Source organism: Mycobacterium sp. 012931 (assembly GCF_000419295.1).
Taxonomy (GTDB): Bacteria; Actinomycetota; Actinomycetes; order Mycobacteriales; family Mycobacteriaceae; genus Mycobacterium; species Mycobacterium marinum.
In genome coordinates this window covers 4,498,971-4,519,287 of the sequence record NZ_AOPX01000001.1, presented here as the reverse complement: position 1 = coordinate 4,519,287, position 20,317 = coordinate 4,498,971, and the positions used below count along the sequence as shown (strand labels likewise).

General features: G+C 65.4%; 15 protein-coding genes and 4 pseudogenes. 16 read left to right on the top strand and 3 right to left on the bottom strand.

All coding sequences use genetic code 11. The features are described from left to right. Positions 1 to 32: 32 nt before the first annotated feature. From rimP to MMSP_RS19860, 12 genes and pseudogenes are all read left to right on the top strand, one after another. Positions 33 to 566, top strand: a complete 534-nt coding sequence (gene rimP / locus MMSP_RS19920; protein WP_012393687.1) for a ribosome maturation factor RimP — start codon at positions 33 to 35, stop codon at positions 564 to 566. Beyond that, positions 563 to 1,606, top strand: a complete 1,044-nt coding sequence (nusA, locus tag MMSP_RS19915) for a transcription termination factor NusA (protein ID WP_015355253.1) — start codon at positions 563 to 565, stop codon at positions 1,604 to 1,606. Before rimP ends, nusA begins: the two co-directional genes overlap by 4 nt. 109 nt (positions 1,607 to 1,715) lie before the next feature. After that, on the top strand, positions 1,716 to 2,072 hold the full coding sequence (locus MMSP_RS19910) for a YlxR family protein (RefSeq protein ID WP_179953036.1): 357 nt from the start codon (positions 1,716 to 1,718) through the stop codon (positions 2,070 to 2,072). 64 nt (positions 2,073 to 2,136) lie between these two features. Then, positions 2,137 to 4,947 (top strand): translation initiation factor IF-2, encoded by a 2,811-nt coding sequence (gene infB, locus MMSP_RS19900; protein ID WP_020788056.1) that lies wholly within the window; start codon positions 2,137 to 2,139, stop codon positions 4,945 to 4,947. Positions 4,948 to 4,959: 12 nt separating this feature from the next. Further along, a complete protein-coding gene (rbfA, locus tag MMSP_RS19895) occupies positions 4,960 to 5,487 on the top strand; it encodes a 30S ribosome-binding factor RbfA (RefSeq protein WP_012393691.1) in 528 nt (175 codons plus the stop codon). A 4-nt stretch (positions 5,488 to 5,491) separates the two neighbouring features. Then, entirely contained in the window at positions 5,492 to 6,466 is a 975-nt protein-coding gene (locus MMSP_RS19890) for a bifunctional oligoribonuclease/PAP phosphatase NrnA (RefSeq protein WP_036426755.1), read from the top strand. 15 nt (positions 6,467 to 6,481) lie between these two features. Beyond that, positions 6,482 to 7,819, top strand: a complete 1,338-nt coding sequence (locus MMSP_RS19885) for an MATE family efflux transporter (RefSeq protein ID WP_036426753.1) — start codon at positions 6,482 to 6,484, stop codon at positions 7,817 to 7,819. A 64-nt stretch (positions 7,820 to 7,883) separates the two neighbouring features. Continuing rightward, the gene (locus MMSP_RS19880; protein ID WP_011740164.1) at positions 7,884 to 8,783 is read left to right on the top strand and encodes a carbohydrate ABC transporter permease; all 900 of its coding nucleotides are present in this window, start codon (positions 7,884 to 7,886) and stop codon (positions 8,781 to 8,783) included. Continuing rightward, on the top strand, positions 8,783 to 9,625 hold the full coding sequence (locus tag MMSP_RS19875; protein ID WP_012393694.1) for a carbohydrate ABC transporter permease: 843 nt from the start codon (positions 8,783 to 8,785) through the stop codon (positions 9,623 to 9,625). The genes MMSP_RS19880 and MMSP_RS19875 overlap by 1 nt, the downstream gene beginning before the upstream one ends. Positions 9,626 to 9,631: 6 nt before the next feature. Continuing rightward, positions 9,632 to 10,548 (top strand): annotated as a pseudogene (locus MMSP_RS19870) (extracellular solute-binding protein); the annotation flags it as partial. A 139-nt stretch (positions 10,549 to 10,687) separates the two neighbouring features. Continuing rightward, a pseudogene (locus tag MMSP_RS19865) lies at positions 10,688 to 11,122 on the top strand (extracellular solute-binding protein); the annotation flags it as partial. Next, positions 11,115 to 12,199: pseudogene (locus MMSP_RS19860) on the top strand (ABC transporter ATP-binding protein). The pseudogenes MMSP_RS19865 and MMSP_RS19860, both read left to right, overlap by 8 nt. 29 nt (positions 12,200 to 12,228) lie before the next feature. On the opposite strand, the gene MMSP_RS19855 reads toward MMSP_RS19860, so the two are convergent. Together MMSP_RS19855 and MMSP_RS19850 are read right to left on the bottom strand one after the other, a co-directional pair. Then, a complete protein-coding gene (locus MMSP_RS19855) occupies positions 12,229 to 13,173 on the bottom strand; it encodes an NAD(P)/FAD-dependent oxidoreductase (RefSeq protein WP_020788048.1) in 945 nt (314 codons plus the stop codon). Positions 13,174 to 13,222: 49 nt separating this feature from the next. Then, positions 13,223 to 13,972, bottom strand: coding sequence for an enoyl-CoA hydratase (locus MMSP_RS19850; protein WP_036427437.1), 750 nt, complete (start codon positions 13,970 to 13,972; stop codon positions 13,223 to 13,225). Positions 13,973 to 14,265: 293 nt separating this feature from the next. On the opposite strand from MMSP_RS19850, the gene MMSP_RS19845 reads away from it, so the two are divergent. From MMSP_RS19845 to MMSP_RS19830, 4 genes and pseudogenes are all read left to right on the top strand, one after another. Then, positions 14,266 to 15,462: a PPE family protein gene (locus MMSP_RS19845; RefSeq protein WP_012393699.1), complete on the top strand. Its 1,197-nt coding sequence runs from the start codon at positions 14,266 to 14,268 to the stop codon at positions 15,460 to 15,462. Between the two features lie 131 nt (positions 15,463 to 15,593). After that, complete coding sequence (locus tag MMSP_RS19840) at positions 15,594 to 16,769, top strand: PPE family protein (RefSeq protein WP_020788046.1); 1,176 nt, start codon at positions 15,594 to 15,596, stop codon at positions 16,767 to 16,769. 37 nt (positions 16,770 to 16,806) lie between these two features. After that, entirely contained in the window at positions 16,807 to 17,034 is a 228-nt protein-coding gene (locus MMSP_RS19835; protein WP_020788045.1) for a DUF2277 family protein, read from the top strand. Positions 17,035 to 17,078: 44 nt separating this feature from the next. Further along, positions 17,079 to 17,625: pseudogene (locus MMSP_RS19830) on the top strand (DUF1802 family protein). Between the two features lie 26 nt (positions 17,626 to 17,651). Here MMSP_RS19830 and MMSP_RS19825 read toward each other — a convergent pair. Next, positions 17,652 to 20,258, bottom strand: a complete 2,607-nt coding sequence (locus tag MMSP_RS19825) for a discoidin domain-containing protein (RefSeq protein ID WP_232022801.1) — start codon at positions 20,256 to 20,258, stop codon at positions 17,652 to 17,654. Between the last annotated feature and the right edge of the window lie 59 nt (positions 20,259 to 20,317).

Below are 20,317 nucleotides of genomic sequence, written 5' to 3'. Positions count from 1 at the left end.
ATGACCGGACAACTCAAGATGAGGAGCTCGCCGTGACCACCGGGCTACCTTCGCAGACGCAGGTGATCGAGCTACTCGGTGGAGAGTTCGCGCGCGCCGGCTACGAGATCGAGGATGTGGTCATCGACCACCGCGCTCGTCCACCGCGGATCACAGTTGTCGCTGATGGTGACACCACCCTGGACCTGGACACTATCGCCGTGCTGTCGCGCTCCGCGTCGAGCTTGCTCGACAGCCTGGACAACATCGGCGACAGCTACGTGCTTGAAGTCAGTTCGCCCGGTATCGATCGCCCGCTGACCAGCGAGAAGCATTTCCGCCGTGCTCGTGGCCGCAAGGTCGAACTGACCCTGGCGGACGGATCGCAGCTGACTGGCCGCATCGGCGCGCTGCAAAGCGGTTCGCTGGATCTGGTGGTTCGGGCCGGGCGGGAGTGGAAAGTCCGCGAGATCCCACTTGCCGAGGTGGAGAAAGCGGTTGTGCAGGTCGAGTTTTCGCCGCCGAATCCAGCTGAATTAGAACTCGCGACTACAGGTAGGGCCGCTGGGACGGAGGTCGAGGCATGAACATCGACATGGCGGCACTGCATGCGATCGAGGTCGATCGGGGCATCTCGGTCAATGAGCTGCTCGAGACGATCAAATCGGCGCTGCTGACCGCCTATAGACACACCCAAGGCCATCAGACCGACGCGCGCATCGAGATCGACCGCAAGACCGGCGTCGTGCGCGTGATGGCCCGCGAGACCGATGACGACGGCAATGTGATCAGCGAATGGGATGACACGCCCGAGGGTTTTGGCCGCATCGCCGCGACAACCGCACGCCAAGTCATGTTGCAGCGGTTCCGGGACGCGGAAAATGAGCGCACTTACGGGGAGTTCTCTACCCGCGAGGGCGAGATCGTCGCGGGTGTGATCCAGCGTGACAGCCGAGCCAACGCTCGTGGGCTGGTCGTGGTTCGGATGGGAAGCGAGACCAAGGCCTCCGAAGGCGTGATTCCCTTTGCCGAACAGGTTCCTGGCGAGAGCTACGAGCATGGCAATCGGCTGCGCTGCTACGTCGTGGGCGTTAGCCGCGGTTCTCGCGAGCCGCTGATCACGCTGTCTCGTACCCACCCCAATCTGGTGCGCAAGCTGTTCTCCCTGGAAGTGCCCGAGATTGCGGATGGTTCGGTGGAGATCGTGGCGGTCGCCCGCGAGGCCGGACATCGGTCCAAGATTGCGGTTCGGTCCAACGTTCCGGGGCTGAACGCCAAGGGCGCCTGCATCGGACCGATGGGTCAACGCGTCCGCAACGTGATGAGCGAACTTTCCGGAGAAAAGATCGACATCATCGACTATGACGAGGACCCGGCGCGGTTCGTCGCCAACGCGCTGTCCCCGGCGAAGGTTGTTTCGGTGTCGGTGATCGATCAGACCGCACGGGCGGCTCGCGTCGTGGTGCCGGACTTCCAGCTGTCCCTGGCCATCGGCAAGGAAGGCCAGAACGCGCGGTTGGCGGCCAGGCTTACCGGCTGGCGGATCGACATCCGCGGCGATTCGCCGGAGCAGTCGGCGGAGCACCCGGAACGGGGCGCCAGCCGCGGCTTGGCACACGACCACTAGGGGACATGCCCCGGTTTGGGCGCCGGCCCGGACAACGGGTCCACGGGCGGTTCGGGCAATCGGTTCGGTGACGCTAGACTGAGCCGTGATCCAGCGCAAGCCTTCGGCCATGGCGCACGGGCGTCCGGATATCCCCTGCGGACCGGTGCGGACGTGTGTCGGGTGCCGAAAGCGAGAGTTGGCCGTCGAACTGCTTCGAGTGGTGGCTGAGTCGACCGGGAACGGCAACTATGCCGTGATCGTTGACACAGCTAGGGGGCTGCCGGGACGGGGTGCGTGGTTGCACCCGGTGCCGCAGTGCGTACAACAAGCGATTCGGCGACGGGCTTTCACCAGAGCGCTGCGCATCACCGGGTCACCGGATATATCCGCGGTGGTCGAGCACATCGGTGGTTTGGATGTGCCCGGTCCGCCGAGCAACAGAACAGGTAGCAAAGAACATGAGCACACCGTGAAGTCCCGATGACAATGTGTCATAGCTAAACCCCGAGGCGCGGCCCACAACTGTCGCCTCATGGACAGGAGATGTAGTGGCAGGTAAGGCCCGCGTACACGAGTTGGCTAAGGAACTCGGTGTAACCAGCAAAGAAGTGCTCGCCCGGCTGAGTGAACAGGGCGAATTCGTCAAGTCGGCCTCGTCGACGGTGGAAGCTCCCGTGGCCCGCAGGCTGCGTGAATCGTTCGGTGGCGGTAAGTCGGCGCCGGCGAAAGGCTCCGACACGGGTGCCGCCAAAGGTGTGGCCAAGGCCCCGCAGAAGGTGCCGGGTGCCAGCCCCGCGGCCAAGGCTCCGGACAGGTCTCTGGACGCCGCTCTGGACAAGGCGGTAGGCAACGGTGCTCCGGCGCCCGTTCCCGCGCGGGCGCCTGCGCCTGCGCCCGCGCAACCCGCGGACTCCGGTGTGGCACCGCCGGCCGCGACGCCGGCGGCCCCCGCTGCTTCGGCAGCGCCCGCGCCGCCGAAGGCGCCGCTTCCCGGGCAACGGCCTGCGCCGACACCGGGCAAGCCGGCCGCTCCGCAAGCGCCTCACCCGGGCATGGCTCCGGGTGCACGGCCGGGGCCGGTGCCCAAGCCGGGAGTTCGTACTCCCCGCGTCGGCAACAACCCGTTCTCCTCGGCGCAGCCGGTTGATCGGCCCATTCCGCGCCCGCAGGCGCCGCGCCCAGGGGCGCCTCGCCCCGGCGGCGCTTCTCCCGGCAACATGCCTCCGCGTCCCGGCGGCGCTTCCGGTGGGCCTCGCCCACCGCGTACCGGCGCGCCGCGGCCCGGTGGTGGTCGTCCTGGTGGGCCAGGTGGCGGCCGGTCAGATGGTGGCGGCGGTAACTACCGCGGCGGAGGCGGCGGCGTTGGCGCCGCACCTGGAGGCGGCTTCCGCGGCCGTCCCGGTGGCGGTGGTGGCGGCGGCCGTCCCGGCCAGCGCGGCGGTGCGGCCGGTGCTTTCGGCCGTCCCGGCGGCGCGCCCCGGCGCGGCCGTAAGTCCAAGCGGGCCAAACGCGCCGAGTACGAGAACATGCAGGCGCCGGTCGTCGGCGGTGTGCGGCTGCCGCACGGCAACGGTGAAACCATCCGGCTGGCGCGCGGAGCATCGCTCTCCGACTTCGCGGACAAGATCAACGCCAACCCGGCGGCACTGGTCCAGGCGCTGTTCAACCTCGGCGAGATGGTCACGGCCACCCAGTCGGTCGGCGACGAGACCCTCGAGCTGCTCGGCAGCGAGATGAACTACAACGTCCAGGTGGTCAGTCCCGAGGACGAGGACCGCGAGCTGCTGGAATCCTTCGATCTGACCTACGGCGAAGACTCCGGCGACGAGTCCGAGTTGCAGACCCGACCGCCGGTAGTCACGGTGATGGGTCACGTCGACCACGGCAAGACCCGACTGCTGGACACCATCCGTAAGGCCAACGTCCGCGAGGGCGAGGCCGGTGGCATCACCCAGCACATCGGTGCCTACCAGGTCAGCGTGGACCACGATGGCACCGAGCGGTTGATCACCTTCATTGACACCCCCGGTCACGAGGCGTTCACTGCCATGCGTGCCCGCGGTGCCAAGGCCACCGACATCGCCATCCTGGTGGTCGCCGCCGACGACGGTGTGATGCCGCAGACGGTTGAGGCCATCAACCACGCGCAGGCCGCAGACGTGCCGATCGTGGTGGCGGTCAACAAGATCGACAAGGAGGGCGCCGACCCGGCCAAGATCCGCGGTCAGCTCACCGAATACGGTTTGGTCGCTGAGGATTTCGGTGGCGACACGATGTTTGTCGACATCTCGGCCAAGCAAGGCACCAACATCGAGGCGCTCGAGGAGGCGGTGCTGCTTACCGCCGACGCGGCCCTGGATCTGCGGGCCAACCCCGACATGGAGGCCCAGGGTGTGGCGATCGAAGCGCACCTGGACCGTGGTCGTGGCCCGGTGGCCACCGTGCTGGTGCAACGCGGCACGCTGCGGGTCGGCGACTCGGTGGTGGCCGGCGACGCCTACGGCCGCGTGCGCCGGATGGTCGACGAGCACGGCGAGGACGTGGAAGAGGCGCTACCGTCGCGTCCGGTCCAGGTGATCGGCTTCACCTCGGTCCCCGGTGCCGGTGACAACTTCCTGGTCGTGGACGAGGACCGGATCGCCCGCCAAATCGCCGACCGGCGCAGCGCTCGCAAGCGCAACGCGTTGGCGGCGCGCAGTCGCAAGCGGATCAGCCTGGAAGATCTGGATTCGGCGCTGAAGGAAACCAGCCAGCTCAACCTGATCCTCAAGGGCGACAACGCCGGTACTGTCGAGGCGCTGGAAGAGGCCCTGATGGGTATCGAGGTCGACGACGAGGTGGCCCTGCGTGTCATCGACCGCGGTGTCGGTGGCATCACCGAGACCAACGTCAACCTGGCGTCGGCTTCGGATGCGATCATCATCGGTTTCAACGTGCGTGCCGAGGGCAAGGCCACCGAGCTGGCCAACCGCGAAGGTGTGGAGATTCGCTACTACTCGGTCATCTACCAGGCGATCGATGAGATCGAGAAGGCCCTGCGCGGCATGCTCAAGCCGATCTACGAAGAGGTCGAGCTCGGGCGCGCAGAGATCCGGGCGCTGTTCCGGTCCTCGAAGGTCGGCCTCATCGCGGGCTGCATGATCAGCTCCGGTGTGGTTCGCCGCAACGCGAAGGCCCGGTTGTTGCGAGACAACATCGTGGTCGTCGAGAACCTCTCGATTCACTCGTTGCGTCGGGAGAAGGACGACGTGACCGAGGTCCGCGAGGGATTCGAGTGCGGTATGACGCTGGGCTACTCCGACCTCAAAGAGGGCGACTTCATCGAGTCCTACGAGCTGGTCCAGAAAGACCGCTCCTGATGGGGCGCGAGCATGGCTGACCCGGCGCGAGCGCGCCGGCTGGCCAAACGGATCACCACGATCGTCGCGTCGGCGATCGAGTACGAGATCAAGGATCCGGGGCTGGTCGGGGTGACCATCACCGACGCCAAGGTGACGGCCGATCTGCACGATGCGACGGTGTACTACACCGTGATGGGGCCGACGTTGGACGATGAGCCGGACTACGCGGCCGCCGCGGCGGCACTGGAACGGGCCAAGGGGGTGCTGCGCACCAAGGTCGGAGCCGGCACTGGCGTGCGCTTCACCCCGACCCTGACGTTCACCCGGGACGTCACGTCCGACACCGTGCATCGGATGGACGAGTTGTTGGCCCGTGCCCGCGCCGCCGACGCAGATCTGGCGCGGGTGCGAGTCGGTGCCAAGCCGGCGGGGGAGGCCGATCCCTACCGCGACAGGGGATCGGCCGACGAACCGTCGGATGCCGGGGGACTGGTCATTCGAACTAGCGACGGGCTCGAGGCTGAGAACACCGGTGACGACTACCAAGCCGAAGATTGAGCAGATGCGATGTCCGGGGGTGCGCGTCGACGCCGTCGGCGCGGCCGAGCTGCTTTCGGCCGCCGACAGCATTGCGGTAATCGCCCATGTCCACCCCGACGCCGACACGATCGGCGCGGGGCTGGCCCTGGCGTTGGTGTTGGACGGGTGCGGCAAGCAGGTCGAGGTGAGTTTCGCCGCCCCCGCCACGCTGCCTGAGTCGCTGGCGTCGCTGCCCGGTTGCGCCCTGCTTGTCGATGCCGACGAGATGCGCCGCGACGTCGACTTGATGGTGACCGTCGACGTCCCCAGCATCAAGCGTCTCGGTGGGCTCAGTGACCTGGCCGATCCGGGCCGCAGCGTGCTGGTCATCGATCACCACGCGTCCAACGCCGAGTTTGGCACGGCCAACTTCATCGATTGCTCGGCCGACTCGACCACCATGATGGTGGCCGAGATTCTCGATGCGTGGGGCAAGCCGATCGATCTGGACGTCGCGCACTGCATCTATGCCGGTCTCACCACCGACACCGGGTCGTTTAGGTGGGCGAGTCCGCGCGGCCTGCGGCTGGCGGCCCGGCTGGTGGACATCGGCGTGGACAACGCCGCGATCAGCCGATCGCTGATGGATACCCACCCGTTCATGTGGTTGCCGATGCTCTCCCGGGTGCTCGGCTCGGCGCAGCTGCTGCCCGAGGCGGTAGCCGGTCGGGGATTGGTCTACGCGGTCGTCGAGCACCAGGAGTTTGTGCGGGCGCGCGCCGAAGAGGTGGAGAGCATCGTCGACATCGTGCGCACCACCCGGCAGGCCGAGGTCGCGGTCGTTTTCAAAGAGGTCGACCCCCAGCAGTGGTCGGTGTCGATGCGGGCCAAGAAGGACATCGATTTGAGCGTGGTCGCCTCAGCGTTCGGTGGCGGGGGCCACCTGCTGGCGGCGGGGTATTCGACCACCGGCTCGATCGATGACGTCGTGGCGTCGCTGCTCGCAGCGCTGGGCTGACCCTCTTTGCGGGAAATGGGGCCCGACGCCGGGCGGCCCGACGCCGGCGGCCGCAAGATCGCAGCGCTGGTGTTGCCCGCGCTGGGTGTGCTGGCCGCCGAGCCGCTGTATCTGTTGTTCGATACCGCAGTGATAGGTCGGCTTGGGGCTTTGGCCCTGGCGGGTCTGGCCATCGGCAGTCTGGTTCTGGGCCTGGTCGGTTCTCAGGCGACGTTTCTGTCCTACGGCACGACGGCGCGTTCGGCGCGCCACTACGGGGCGGGCGACCGGGTGGCGGCGGTCGCCGAAGGCGTGCAGGCGACCTGGTTGGCGGTGGCGCTCGGGCTGTTGACCATCCTTGTGGTGCAGATCGCCGCGGTGCCCCTGGTCTCGGTGATCGCCGGGGCCCGCGCGGGTAGCGGCGATATCGCGGGGACGGCGCTGCCCTGGCTGCGGATCGCCATTTTGGGCACGCCGGCGATTCTCATCTCGCTCGCGGGCAACGGCTGGATGCGGGGCGTGCAGGACACCGTTCGGCCGCTGCGCTACGTGGTTGCCGGTTTTGGGTTGTCGGCACTGCTGTGTCCGCTGCTGGTGTACGGCTGGCTGGGCTTGCCGCGAATGGAACTGGCCGGCTCGGCGGTGGCCAATCTGGTGGGGCAGTGGCTGGCGGCGTTGCTGTTCGGGGGCGCGCTGCTCGCCGAGCGGGTGTCGTTGCGACCCGACCGCCACATACTGCGGGAGCAATTGGTGCTGGCTCGCGATCTGATCGTGCGGACGATGGGGTTCCAGGCGTGTTTTATCTCGGCCGCGGCGGTGGCTGCCAGGTTCGGCGCTGCCGCTCTGGCTGCACACCAGGTGGTGCTGCAGCTGTGGGGCTTTTTCGCCCTGGTTCTCGATTCACTGGCCATTGCGGCCCAATCGCTGGTGGGGGCGGCACTCGGGGCCGGGGACGCCGCACACGCGAAGTGGGTGGCATGGCGGGTGACAGTGTTTTCGCTGCTTGCCGCGGGCATGTTGGCGGCGGCTTTGGCGCTGGGGGCCCCGGTGCTGCCCGCGCTGTTCACCGACGATGCGGCGGTGCTCGCGGCGGTCACCGTGCCGTGGTGGTTCCTTGTTGCGCAGTTACCTTTTGCCGGAATCGTTTTCGCACTCGACGGGGTGTTGTTGGGTGCTGGTGACGCCGCCTTCATGCGTACCGCGACCGTGGTCAGCGCGCTGGCGGGGTTCTTGCCGCTCACCTGGCTGTCGTTGGTGTACGGCTGGGGGCTGGCGGGCATCTGGTCGGGCCTTGCCACCTTCATCGTGCTGCGGCTGATATTCGTCGGATGGCGGGCGATGAGTGGCCGGTGGGCCTTGACGGGGACGGCTTGACTCGCCCGGCGCCGATCTTGGATCTTGACGAGAACTCCCCAGCAACCGCCGATACACTGCGCCGGTGACGACGACGCGGCCACGGCGGAACCGGTCGTGGCGGGATTACGCGCTATTCGTCGCTTTGGTGGGCCCCAACCTGGCATTGTTGTTGCTGTTCGTCTACCGCCCATTGGTCGACAATATCAGGTTGTCGTTCTTTGACTGGAATATCTCCGACCCCACTGCGGAATTCGTCGGATTCTCCAACTACATCGAGTGGTTCAGTCGTCCGGACACCCGCCAGATCGTGGCCAACACGGCGATTTTCACCACCGCAGCGGTGGCCGGATCGATGGTGCTGGGACTGCTGCTGGCGATGCTGCTCGACCAACCGTTGCGCGGGCGAAACCTGGTGCGCTCAACGGTCTTCGCACCGTTTGTGATCTCGGGTGCGGCCGTCGGTCTGGCAGCCCAGTTCGTGTTCGATCCACATTTCGGTCTGGTGCAAGACTTGTTGCACCGGGTCGGGGTCAACGCTCCCGACTTCTACCAGGACACGCCCTGGGCGTTGTTCATGGTGACGGTCACCTATGTGTGGAAGAACCTCGGATACACCTGCGTGATCTATCTGGCGGCGTTGCAGGGCGTGCGTCGAGATCTATTGGAGGCCGCAGAAATCGACGGCGCGAGCCGGTGGACGAGCTTTCGGCGGGTACTGCTGCCGCAGTTGCGGCCAACCACCTTCTTCCTGTCGATTACGGTGCTGATCAACTCGCTGCAGGTGTTCGATGTAATCAACGTCATGACCCGCGGCGGACCGGAAGGAACCGGGACCACAACGATGGTGTACCAGGTGTATCTGGAGACCTTCCGAAACTTCCGCGCCGGCTACGGCGCCACCATCGCAACGATGATGTTTCTTTTCCTGTTGGTCGTCACCTACTACCAGGTGCGAGTCATGGATAGAGGGCAGCAGCAGTGATGTCCTTGCGCCCGCGCGGCTCGAGGGCCATCGTTCGTGTGCTCGGCTATGTCGCCATGTTGTTGGTGATGGCTGTGGTGGCCGGGCCGCTACTGTTCGTGTTCTTCACCTCGTTCAAGGAACAGGCGGACATCTACTCACAACCGACCAACTGGTGGCCGCCGCACTGGTATCCGCAGAACTATTGGACGGCCACCCGGCAGATCCCGTTTTGGACCTTCCTGCGTAACTCGGTGATTATCACCTCGGTGCTGGCTGTGGTGAAGTTCGCCCTCGGTGTGTTCAGCGCATTCGGCTTGGTGTTTGTCCAGTTCCCGGGCAAAACCCCGGTGTTCTTGTTGATCATTGCCGCGCTGATGGTGCCCAACCAGATCACCGTCATCTCCAACTACGCGCTGATCGCTCAGCTGGGGCTGCGCAACACGTTTCCCGGCATCATCTTGCCCCTTGCCGGAGTCGCGTTCGGAACCTTCCTGATGCGCAATCACTTTTTGTCGCTGCCCAGCGAGGTCATCGAGGCCGCGCGGATGGACGGGGCGCGTTGGTGGCAACTGCTATTTCGAGTGGTGTTGCCGATGTCCGGTCCCACCATGGTGGCCTTCGGCATCATTACAGTCGTCAACGAATGGAATGAATACCTGTGGCCATTTCTGATGTCCGACGACGAATCGGTGGCGCCGCTGCCAGTGGGGCTGACTTTCCTTCAGCAGGCCGAGGGCGTGACGAACTGGGGTCCGGTGATGGCAGTGACACTGTTGGCGATGTTGCCGATCCTGGTCATCTTCATCGGATTGCAGCGGCGCATGATCAAGGGCCTCACCTCGGGTGCGGTTAAGGGGTAGTGGGCCATGAACTCCATGCATCGCAGACGGTTTCTGTCGCTCGCAAGTGCTGCCGCGGCCGGTGTGACGGCCGGATGCGCCGGGATCACCAACAACGTCTCGATCAAGTCGGGGCCCGGACCGATCTCGTTCTGGTCCAATCATCCGGGTCAATCATCCGGCGTGGAGAAGGTTCTGATCGACTGTTTTCAGCAGCAGTTTCCCGGCTTGTCGGTCAAATTGGTCGATGCCGGCATGGACTACGACGAAGTGGCGGAGAAGTTCAACGCAGGGCTCCGGCGTTAACGCCGGAGCCCTGAAGTTCAACGCCGCACTTATCGGCGATGACGTGCCCGATGTGGTTGTGCTGGAAGATATCTGGTGGTTTCACTTTGCCTTGAGCGGCGTGATTTCCCCCCCTCGATAAACTATTTCGCCAGATCGGTGTGGACACCTCTGATTATGTGGACACACTGCTGGCCGACTACGAGTTCAACGGACGGCATTACGCGTTGCCCTATGCGCGCTCGACGCCGCTGTTCTACTACAACAAGGCGGTATGGCAGCGGGCCGGATTGCCCGATCGCGGGCCGAACAGTTGGCAAGAATTCGATGACTGGGGCCCGCGGCTACAACGCGTCGTCGATGAACGGCAGTGGGCCCACGGCTGGGCCAATGCCGAATTGATCTCGTGGACGTTCCAAGGAGTGAACTGGACCTTCGATGGTTCTTACTCGGATCTGTGGACGCTGCGATTCACCGACCCCGACACCATCGCGGCGGGCAACTTTTACCGGGACAGCATCCATACCAAGCGTTATGCGGCGGTCGCCAACAACATCGCCAACGAATTCGCCACCGGAATCATGGCCTCCGCGGTCGCCTCGACCGGCTCGCTGACCGGCATTACCCAGATGGCCAAATTCGACTTTGGTGCGGCGCCCGTGCCTACCGGCCAGGGCTCCGGCGTTCATCGCCGAAGCCTGCCGGATCACCGCTTTGACCGCCAACCGCCGCCTAGACCTCCTCAATCCACAATTCCCCAGCTCACAAGCCTGCTAATCAACAACGCCGGAGCCCTGGCCTACCGGCCCGGGCGGAGCCCCCGGATGCCCGACAGGTGGGGCGGGCCTGGCGATTCCCACCAAGCTCTCCGACGAACGCAAGCGCAACGCACTCAGGTTCATCGAGTACATCACCAACCCAGTCAATACCGCCTATTTCAGTCAGCGCACCGGATATCTGGCGGTGCGAAAGTCGGCAGCCGATGTCCCCAGCGAACAGAAGTATTTGGCGGATCATCCGCGCGCCAGAGTTGCGATCAACCAGCTTCCCCACACCCGCCCGCAGGACTACGCGCGGGTCTTCCTGCCCGGTGCCGATCGAATCATCTCCGCCGGGCTCGAGTCCATCGGGTTGCGGGGAACAAACGTGGCAAAGACATTCGCAAGTATTGAAAGGCAGCTGCAGATCATTCTGGACCGACAGATCGTGCGAAAGCTTCGCCAGCATGGCTAAAGTGCAGTACTCCGGGGTCACCTATCGGTATCCAGGCAGTGGTGCGCCCGCTGTGAACAACCTGGACCTCGAGATCGCCGACGGCGAGTTTCTGGTGCTGGTCGGCCCTTCCGGTTGCGGCAAATCCACCATACTGCGGGTGCTGGCCGGACTGGAATCCGTTGAGAGCGGTCGTATTACTATCGGCGATACGGATGTCACCGACCTTCCGCCGCGGGCTCGCGATGTCGCGATGGTATTCTAGAACTACGCGCTTTACCCGAATATGACGGTGGCGCAGAACATGGGATTTGCGTTGCGCAATGCCGGCATGTCGCGCGCGGACACTCGGCAACGAGTTCTCGAAGTTGCCAGCATGCTGGAACTGACCGAGCTGCTGGATCGTAAGCCGTCGAAGCTTTCGGGTGGACAGCGCCAGCGGGTGGCGATGGGACGAGCCATCGTGCGCCGGCCGCGGGTCTTTTGCATGGACGAACCGTTGTCGAATTTGGATGCCAAGCTGCGAGTGAGCACCAGATCGCACATCTCGGGGCTGCAACGTCAGCTGGGCACCACCACCGTGTACGTCACACACGACCATGTGGAGGCCATGACAATGGGCCATCGGGTCGCCGTACTCAAAGACGGTGTGCTGCAACAGGTTGATACGCCCCGGGAATTGTATGACAACCCGGTGAACACTTTCGTCGCCACTTTCATCGGGGCGCCGGCGATGAACCTCATCGAGGCTTCGGTCGCCGATGGGGTGGCGCGACTGTCCGGTCTGGTGATACCGGTTCCGCGCGGCGCCGCCGACCGGGTGCTGATTGGCGTCCGGCCGGAGTCCTGGGATGTGGTAGGAGGCGATGCCGCCGCATCATTGGGTGTTCGCGTCGAACAGGTCGAGGAATTGGGCTTCGAATCGTTCATCTACGCAACCCCCGTCGCCCAGGACGGGTGGTCGTCACGGACCCGGCGGATCGTGATCCGGTCCGACCGACACACCACCGTCGGTGCGGGGGATTCGTTGTCGATCGCGCGCCGAATCCGCAGGAAGTGTGCTTCTTCGATAGTCGAACCGAGTCGCGCATCCGTTGAGCAGTACCGGTGCTATCGCGGACCCGATGTCATCGGTCAGCAACCCCCAGAAGTGCTTGCTCGGTGTCCTCGTCGACCAGGTCGGCGTTGATGGCCATAGCGGCGAGCAGGCCAGAAGACGCCGAGTTGACCACGTGAGCCGAAATGTCGGCCGCGTTGCCGGCGGCGTAGACGCCGGGCACCGAGGTACGGCCGCTGCCATCGGTCTTCAGATTCTCGCCGAAACCCGACGGGTGGGTCACCAAGCGAAGCCCCAGCGGTTCTAGGAAATCGGTGTTGGCGACCATCCGCGGCAACAGCGCGAGCGCTGCCAGCGCGACGCGGTTGCCGTCGGCGAGCGCGACGGCCTCTAGTCGCCCGTCGTTGCTGACAACCTCGGTGACCGGCGAGGTTATGACTTCGATCTGGCGGGCGTGCAGCCGGGCTCGCTCGGGTTCGCTCGGATCGACTGCGCCGTTGAGAAAGAGCGTGATCCGCGGACTCCACTGTCGGAACATGAGGGCCTGATGGACGGATTCGGGCCCGGTTGCCAGGACGCCGATCGGCTGGTCTCGCACCTCCCACCCGTGGCAGTACGGGCAATACAGCACATCGGTGCCCCATAGCTCGGCCAGGCCGGTGATGTCGGGCAAATGGTCCACCAGCCCCGAAGCGATAAGCAGCTTGCGTGCGCGAATCGTGCTGCAGTCGGTGATGGAAACCTCGAACATCGATCCGTTGCGGTGTGCCGCCATGACCTGGCCCTGGCGGAGTTGGCCGCCATAACCCGCAATTTCGGCATGACCGGCGGAAATGAGATCCGCGGGGGCAAAACCGTCGCGGGTCAAGAAATCATGGACCCCGGCTGACCGCGCATTGCGCGGTTGCCCGCCATCGATGACCAGGACGGATCTTCGGGCTCGGGCGAGCGTTAACGCACTGCTCAATCCGGCTGGACCGCTACCGATGACGACGACGTCATGGGGATCGGTCATCTGGCAAGGATCCCTGCAGTTCTGCGTTCAGGCAAGCGCGGTGTGATCGCTACCGCACTTGGGAACGTCCGCGATTGAGGACAGCCTCGCGGTTGGCCGCGATATCGTCGCCGCTGGTCCGGAATTCTCTAGCGGCAGTTGCTTCCAGCCACAGCCCCTGCGCGGTCGAAGAATCATCGATGCGGTGGTAGGACGCGAGTAAGGCTCGGACCGCGTTCTGGTTGTTGCCAACGATGGACGCCGCGACCTGGCGTGCGGCGGGCAGCAGTTGCTGGTGCTCCACGACCTCGGTGACCAGGCCCGCGCGCAGCGCGTCGGTGGCCGAAAGGTAGTCCCCGGTGAGGCTCATGCGCCGGGCCAGGCCCACGCCCACCTTCTGGGGCAACCGCACGCTGAGGCCCCAGGTGGGCAACAGTCCGACTCGCGCGTGAGTGTCGGCGAAGCGTGCCTGCTCGGAGGCGATCAGGATGTCGCAGTACAAGGCGAGTTCGAGTCCGCCCGTCACCGCGGCACCGTTGATGGCTCCGATCACCGGCTTGGTGAGGGCCGGCCAGCGCGGCGAGATGTCGGGCAGTGCTGATTGCCCGCCGAGCTCCTTGAGATCCAGTCCGGCGCAGAACACCGGATCGGCGCCGGTGAGGATGATGACGTCGACGTCGTCGTCGGTCTCGGCCGCGGCGAGAGCCGCGAAAAACTGATCCCGCAGGGCCGCCGATAGAGCATTGCGTGATTGCGGGCGGTTGAGGGTCAAAGTGAGCACCCGCTCAGCAGTATCAATCAGCAGGATTTCGTTGGTCATGATTTCACCGTAGTCGGCGCTGGCAAGGACCCCTATCCGGCTGGTTGGCAGGAAGGGGCCGCAGCCCTCGGCGCCGAATTTGGAGTGGCTGGGTGGTGTATCAACGGTGAACAGTGTTGAACCCACTTGGGTTTCGCGTGAATAGACGCTACCGTTTCCTGCGAGCGGCCAATTACTGCATATAGCAACTGTTTTGTAGGAAAACTGTTGACGGGCTCGCTTTTTGGGTGTCTGCGGCACAGCCGGCGCAGATCTCGTAACCGCTGCTACTTCCGAGGTGAGGAGACGAAGAGATGGATTTTGGGCGCAGACCGCCTGAAGTCACCTCCGCGCTTATGTATATGGGTCCGGGGTCGACGTCGATGACCGCTGCGGCATCGGTCTGGAACCGCGTTGCCGCGGAGTTGGATTCGGCGGCGACCAGCTATGAATCCCTGGTCATCGGGCTGGTCGAGGAAGGGTGGCTGGGCCCGGCATCGGTGGCGATGGCAGATGCGGTCGCGCCCTATGTGGTCTGGATGCGGGCCACCGCCGCACAGGCCGAGCACACGGCGATGCAGGCCAGAGCCTCGGCGGCGGCCTACGAGACCGCGTTTGGTGCGGTGGTGCCACCGCCGCTGATCTCGGCGAATCGGGTGCGGTTGGCCGAGCTGATCGCATCGAATGTCTTCGGTCAGAACACCGCGGTGATTACCGCCTTGGAAACCGAGTACGGCCAGATGTGGGCTCAAGACGCCGCGGCCATGTACGAGTACGCCGCGGCCACCTCGTCGGCCACGGAGTTGACCCCGTTCACGCAGCCGCAGCAGATCGTTAGCCCCGGCGCCGGTTCCGGGCAGATCGCTGCGGTCGCACACTCGGCGGCAACATTGGCCGGCACCAGTCAAACAACGCTGTCGCGGCTAATTTCGGAGATCCCCAAGGCGTTGCATGGCATTGTTGCGCCCCTTGCAGCCTCGACCACACCAGACTCCCCGCTGGGTTGGCTGTGGCAAATCTTGTTCGGAACGACTTTCCCCACCTCGATTTCGGCGCTGCTCACCGATTTGCAGCCATATGCCAGCTTTTTCTACAACACCGAGGGCTTGCCCTATTTCAGCATTGGGATGGCGAACAACTTCATTCAGATGAGCAAGACCCTGGGATTGCTCAGCGGCACCACCGCGGCGGCCACTGGCGGCGCCGCCAGTGGGTTAGCCGGTCTGGGCGGCCTGATTGACGGCGGCGGGCAGGTATCGGCACATCTGGGGCACGCCGCGTCGCTGGGGCGGTTGTCGGTGCCGCCGTCGTGGGCGCAGTCCGTCCCGGATCTCGAGTCCATGCCAGCACGCATGCCGATCGAGACGCTCAAGTTCGCACCCGACGGTGGAGGCGCCGGGAACCTGTTGGGGGGCATGCCGCTTGGCGGTCCCGGGCTCGGCGCATCCGGTTCGGGTCCCCGATACGGTGTCCGCCCCACCGTGATGGCACGCCCACCCTTTGCCGGCTGAAACGTGATCGCGACCAACGTGATAACGGTCCCGCCCGACAGCCAGGACACAAGTGCTGACCCAACCTATGGCGATGTCCCGATGCAGACTTTCCTGTATTCAGGCGACCGCATCCAATCGGGAAAGCGCTGATGGCCCATGCCGACTATGGGGCACGACCACCCGAAATCAACTCTGCGCTGATGTATTTCGGCCCAGGCTCGCGATCCATGCTGGCGGCCGCGGCGGCATGGGATGCGGTCGCCTTCGAGCTCGGTGTGCTGGCCTCCGGCTATACATCGGTGATTTCCGAGCTGACGAGTGGGCCGTGGGTCGGTCCGGCGGCGGCTTCGATGGTGGGTGCGTCCGCCCCGTATGTGGCATGGTTGCGCGCCAGCGCCATCCGGGCCGAACGGACCGCCAGTCAGGCGCGGTCGGCCGCGGCCGCCTATGAGGCGGCATTCGTCATGACCGTGCCCCCGCCCGTGGTCGCGGCTAACCGGGTCTTGTTGACGACGCTCATCGTCACCAACTTCTTCGGTCAGAACACCCCGGCGATCGCGGTCACGGAGGCCCAATACGCCGAGATGTGGGCCCAGGACGCCGCCGCGATGTACGGCTACGCCGCATCCTCGGCGACCGCCACCAGGCTGACCCCCTTCGTGCCGCCGCCCGCGACGACCAACCTGCCTGGACCGCTGTGGCAAGCATCCGCGATGGGAAAAGCCGCCACCACAACCGCGGTGGCTGGCGGGTCAACGCTGTTGGCGGCGACCCGGCGACCCGTCGCCCTCCCGCGGCTCGCGGCGTTGGCGCAATGGCTCGAAGCGCACCTGCCCGGCATCACGCCCGCCGAAAGGACCACGGTGGTCCGGCTGTTGGGGCAAAGCTACTTCGCCCTGGGGATTGTGCAGTTTTCCACATCGATAGCGCTGCAAGCCATTCCCGGGACCGCCAGTGGCGCCGGGGGCTCGGGATCCTCTGTCGTTGACAACTGGGGGTCGATGCTGCACGGCGCCCATGGCGGGGCCGCCGCGGAGTTCGAGGAGGATTTGGGCACGCTGACCCGCCCGGTGTCGGCGGCAATGGGCAAGGCGCGGTTGACGGGATCCCTGTCGACGCCGAGCAGTTGGGGTGCTGGGGTTCGAGAATTCGCCAACGCCGCCGCCGATGAGCAGCTCGACCTGGCCGGCTCGGTGGCGAGTGCGAAGTCGAACGCATACCTGCAGGGCATGCCGATGACAGCGGCCTGCAGGAATACCGCCGTGGCGGAGCAGAAATACGGATTCCGCTATCGGGTGATGCAACGCACTCCTGCTGGCGGGTAGCGGGGTCGAGCGGACCCATGGTGCCTATCGTGGAGGTATGTGCCGGAACATCACCGAACTGCGCGGGCTGGAGCCGCCGGCCACTGCCCAGGAAATCGCGGCCGCGGCGCGCCAGTATGTGCGCAAAGTCAGCGGGATCACCCATCCCTCGGCTGCCAACGCGGAAGCGTTTGAAGCCGCGGTCGCCGAAGTCACTGCGACCACGACACGGTTGCTCGCCGGGCTAGCCCCCCGGCGGCAGCCGCCAAAGACGGTTCCGCCGTAGCGCCGACCAGAGGTGGTGGCGCGGTTGGCGGGCTCGCAATCGCCATGACGCCCGCGCTGAAGGAGTGGAGCGCCGCGGTGCACGCGCTACTGGACGGGCGCCAGAAGGTGCTGCTGCGCAAGGGGGGGCATCGGTGAGAAGCGATTCGAGGTTGCGGCGCAAGAGTTTTTGCTGTTTCCGACGGTGGCGCACAGCCACACCGAGCGGGTTCGACCCGAGCACCGGGATCTACTGACCGCCGCCGCTGCCGATAGCACCGACGACCACCTGCTGATCCGTGCGGCAGCGAAAGTTGTTGCCGCACTGCCCGTCAACCGTCCGGAGGGGCTGGGAGAAATCGAGGATCTGCACATCTGGACCGCAGAGTCGGTACGGTCCGAGCGGCTCGACTTCCGGCCCAAACACAAGCTTGCCGTGCTGGTGGTGTCGGCGATCCCGCTCGCCGAGCCCGTGCGGGTGCGCCGCGTTCCGGAGTTCGGGGGGTGCACCAGTTGGGTCCGGTTGCCGATTGCGCCGAGCAACGCGGCACCGGTGCACGACGAGGCGCTGCTATCGCAGGTCGCTGCCCGCGTCCGTGATGCCGTCGGCTGACTAGCCGGCGCCTGAAACCCGCAACGTCAACTCCGATCGGTTACCACCAATTCACGCAATCCGACATGTTGCTGCGCTGGCCCGGTGACTTCCAGTTTCACGTAGCGGGCTAGCCGCGGCGGCGTAAGCTCGGTCCCCGTTTCGCTGAAATGCTCACCATCAACGGAGGTGAACAGGCGCAAGGAGCTCGGCGCAACATCAGTCCACGCCGTCGCGATCTTGGTGAGCTGCCGTGGCTGGCCCAAGTCGAAAGTGAGGGAGCCCGCGGTTCCGTTGGGCGCCCAGCTGGTCGCGTTGTTGCCGTCGACCGCAGCCTCGGCGTACCGTCCCGGCTCCTCCGATGTGGCGGTCGCGGGTCGGCACCGAGCGACATCGCTGGTCGGTGTGAGATCCGGGCGCCGGGTCTGGAGGACCAGCGGCTCTTGCGCGCTCACCACATGGTCCCCGTCCGTGGCGTGCACCGTGAATGGCTCACCGTCGCGAAGGCTGACCTGTGTGGTCTGGGGCCCGATGGCGATGTCGAAGGTGCGGCCCTGCCAATGCAGGTTGGCAACTTCCACGCCGTCGGCGAGCTGCGGCGGCAGCATCGGGTCGACGACGATGCCGTCGGCGCGCAGTCGCAGGCCGGTCAGACCGAAGGTGAACACCTGCGTGAATCCGCCGCCGCCGGTCAGGAAGCTAAACGCCGGAGGCCCTGTGCGCGCACTGCCACTGTCATCGCGAGTTTCCGAAAGCTGCGCGAATGGCGCTCTGAGGTATGGCAGCACGGAACGGTCCAGGTAGGTGTTGGTCGCACACCCCGGTTCGCCGGTGGCGGCCGCGTCGATTGCGTGCACGGCATCCGTCATGGCAGGACCGTCCGGGTTGGTGCGCGGTGCGTAGAAGTCGAGGGTGTTGGTCGCGGCTTCACGTGACATCGGCCACTCCAACGGATATTGGAGCAATACGGAGTCGGCCTGCTTGATCGTGCTGTCTCGGTAGCCGTCGTACTGCATGAACACCTTGTGGCTCTGGTCGAACGGAATCCGCAGGTGTTCGGCGATCTGTTCCCATCGCGGGGGTGCCGTTTCGCCAATCAGCCGCGCCGCTTCGGTGGCGCGGGTGAGCGCCATGGCGGCGCCCGCGTTGGTGAACACGCCATCGGTGACACCGTTGCTGTACTCGTCGGGCCCGGCGACGTTGGCAACCGAGTAGCTCCCGTCACGATTGACCCGCACGCGGCCGGCCCAGTACTCGGCGACCGCCTGCAGGACCGGCCAGCCGTCGTGGCGTAGCCATTGCCGGTCGCCGGTGGCCAGGTAGTACTGCCACATGGCAAACCCGACGTCACTTTGCAGATGGTTTTGGGTCAGGCAGTGCGGCGGATCCCAGCTGTGGCAGTCGGCGTATACATCGCCGGTGTCCGCACTCGTCCACGGGTAGAAAGCGCCCTTCTCGCCGATCGATTGCGCGTTACGGCGCGCTGCCGGCAGCGTTGTCACCCGGTAATCGATGATGTTGCGCGCGATTTCGGGGTGCGCGAGCAGCAGATTCGGGTACATCCACAGCTCGGTATCCCAAAAGATCAGCCCGGCGTAGTTGTCACTGCTCAGCCCGGCCGGCGCGACGCTGCTGGCCTGACCCTCACGGATGCTGGACAGCAGGGCGTAGTTCGTTGAACGCAACGCGTCCTGCAGCTGTGGACGCCCGACAACTCGGACGTCGCTTCGCCACAGCCGCGACCACTGCTCGGCATGCGTCGCGAACACATTGCCCCAACCGCGCTCGGCCGCATCCCGGGAGAACCGCACCGCGGTCGAGGCATCTCGGCGCCTGGTGTCCACGCCCACGAACTTTGCGAATTCGTAGGTGTGACCCGGCTCGACTTGGAAATCGACGGCATGCTCAGCGGTCAGACCGTCGGCGCGGTGGTGGTGTTCGCGCACCTTTGCTGACGGACCGGCCTGCAGCGTTGACGCGACCGCGCCGTTCACACCCACCCCGTCGGTGGAAAAGCCGACATGAATGGTGTTTTCGTCGGCACCAGACCCGGTCGGCTGTACCCGCCGTGCTCCGGCCCCATCGATTCGGTCGACGACCTGAGCCGGTCCGCTCCAGTGCGGCGTCATCTTCAGGCGCACCGCCCCGACGTGCGGGTTCGCTCGATCGGCCAGCACCTGGTACTCCAGGTCCGTCGCACGCCCGTCTGGTGTCGTCCACGTCAACGACGTGCGCAGTAGCCCGCACCTGACGTTGAGCGTCTGCCGAAAATTCGACACCTGCTTCGGGGACACATCGGGCGAGTACTTGTGGGCGCCTTGCTGTACCTCCAACGTCGACCACGTGGGTATCGCCGCGATGGCACGCCGGGGCACGGAGCTCTGCTTGGTCGGAGCCACGGAGTACAAGCCCGCGGTGAAAGCGCCGTCGAAACGCGGTGTGAAGAGGGGGAATCCGGTCTCCTCACCGGTCTGCGCATACCCCATGCCCGCCGGCGGCACTTGTTGCGACAGGTAGCCGTTGCCGACGAAGGCGTGCCGGCCATACGAGTTGTCGAACTCGTCAGACGTGAACTCCCAACCTGGTCCACCATCGCAGCGATCGGCCGCTGCCGGGGTCGCCTGGCTCGGTGCCACGGCGGAAGCGGTCAGCATCCCGGCTGCAACAACGGTGCAGAATCGGGTTAAGAGCCGACCGCGGCGCGCTCGAGTCT

Bases quoted from the DNA above. Each gene is read 5' to 3' on its own strand.
- nusA (WP_015355253.1), top strand. From the start codon at position 563: ATGAACATCGACATGGCGGCACTGCATGCGATCGAGGTCGATCGGGGC.
- MMSP_RS19910 (WP_179953036.1), top strand. From the start codon at position 1,716: ATGGCGCACGGGCGTCCGGATATCCCCTGCGGACCGGTGCGGACGTGT.
- rbfA (WP_012393691.1), top strand. From the start codon at position 4,960: ATGGCTGACCCGGCGCGAGCGCGCCGGCTGGCCAAACGGATCACCACG.
- MMSP_RS19890 (WP_036426755.1), top strand. From the start codon at position 5,492: ATGCGATGTCCGGGGGTGCGCGTCGACGCCGTCGGCGCGGCCGAGCTG.
- MMSP_RS19885 (WP_036426753.1), top strand. From the start codon at position 6,482: ATGGGGCCCGACGCCGGGCGGCCCGACGCCGGCGGCCGCAAGATCGCA.
- MMSP_RS19875 (WP_012393694.1), top strand. From the start codon at position 8,783: ATGTCCTTGCGCCCGCGCGGCTCGAGGGCCATCGTTCGTGTGCTCGGC.
- MMSP_RS19855 (WP_020788048.1), bottom strand. From the start codon at position 13,173: ATGACCGATCCCCATGACGTCGTCGTCATCGGTAGCGGTCCAGCCGGA.
- MMSP_RS19850 (WP_036427437.1), bottom strand. From the start codon at position 13,972: ATGACCAACGAAATCCTGCTGATTGATACTGCTGAGCGGGTGCTCACT.
- MMSP_RS19845 (WP_012393699.1), top strand. From the start codon at position 14,266: ATGGATTTTGGGCGCAGACCGCCTGAAGTCACCTCCGCGCTTATGTAT.
- MMSP_RS19840 (WP_020788046.1), top strand. From the start codon at position 15,594: ATGGCCCATGCCGACTATGGGGCACGACCACCCGAAATCAACTCTGCG.
- MMSP_RS19835 (WP_020788045.1), top strand. From the start codon at position 16,807: ATGTGCCGGAACATCACCGAACTGCGCGGGCTGGAGCCGCCGGCCACT.
- MMSP_RS19825 (WP_232022801.1), bottom strand. From the start codon at position 20,258: ATGCTGACCGCTTCCGCCGTGGCACCGAGCCAGGCGACCCCGGCAGCG.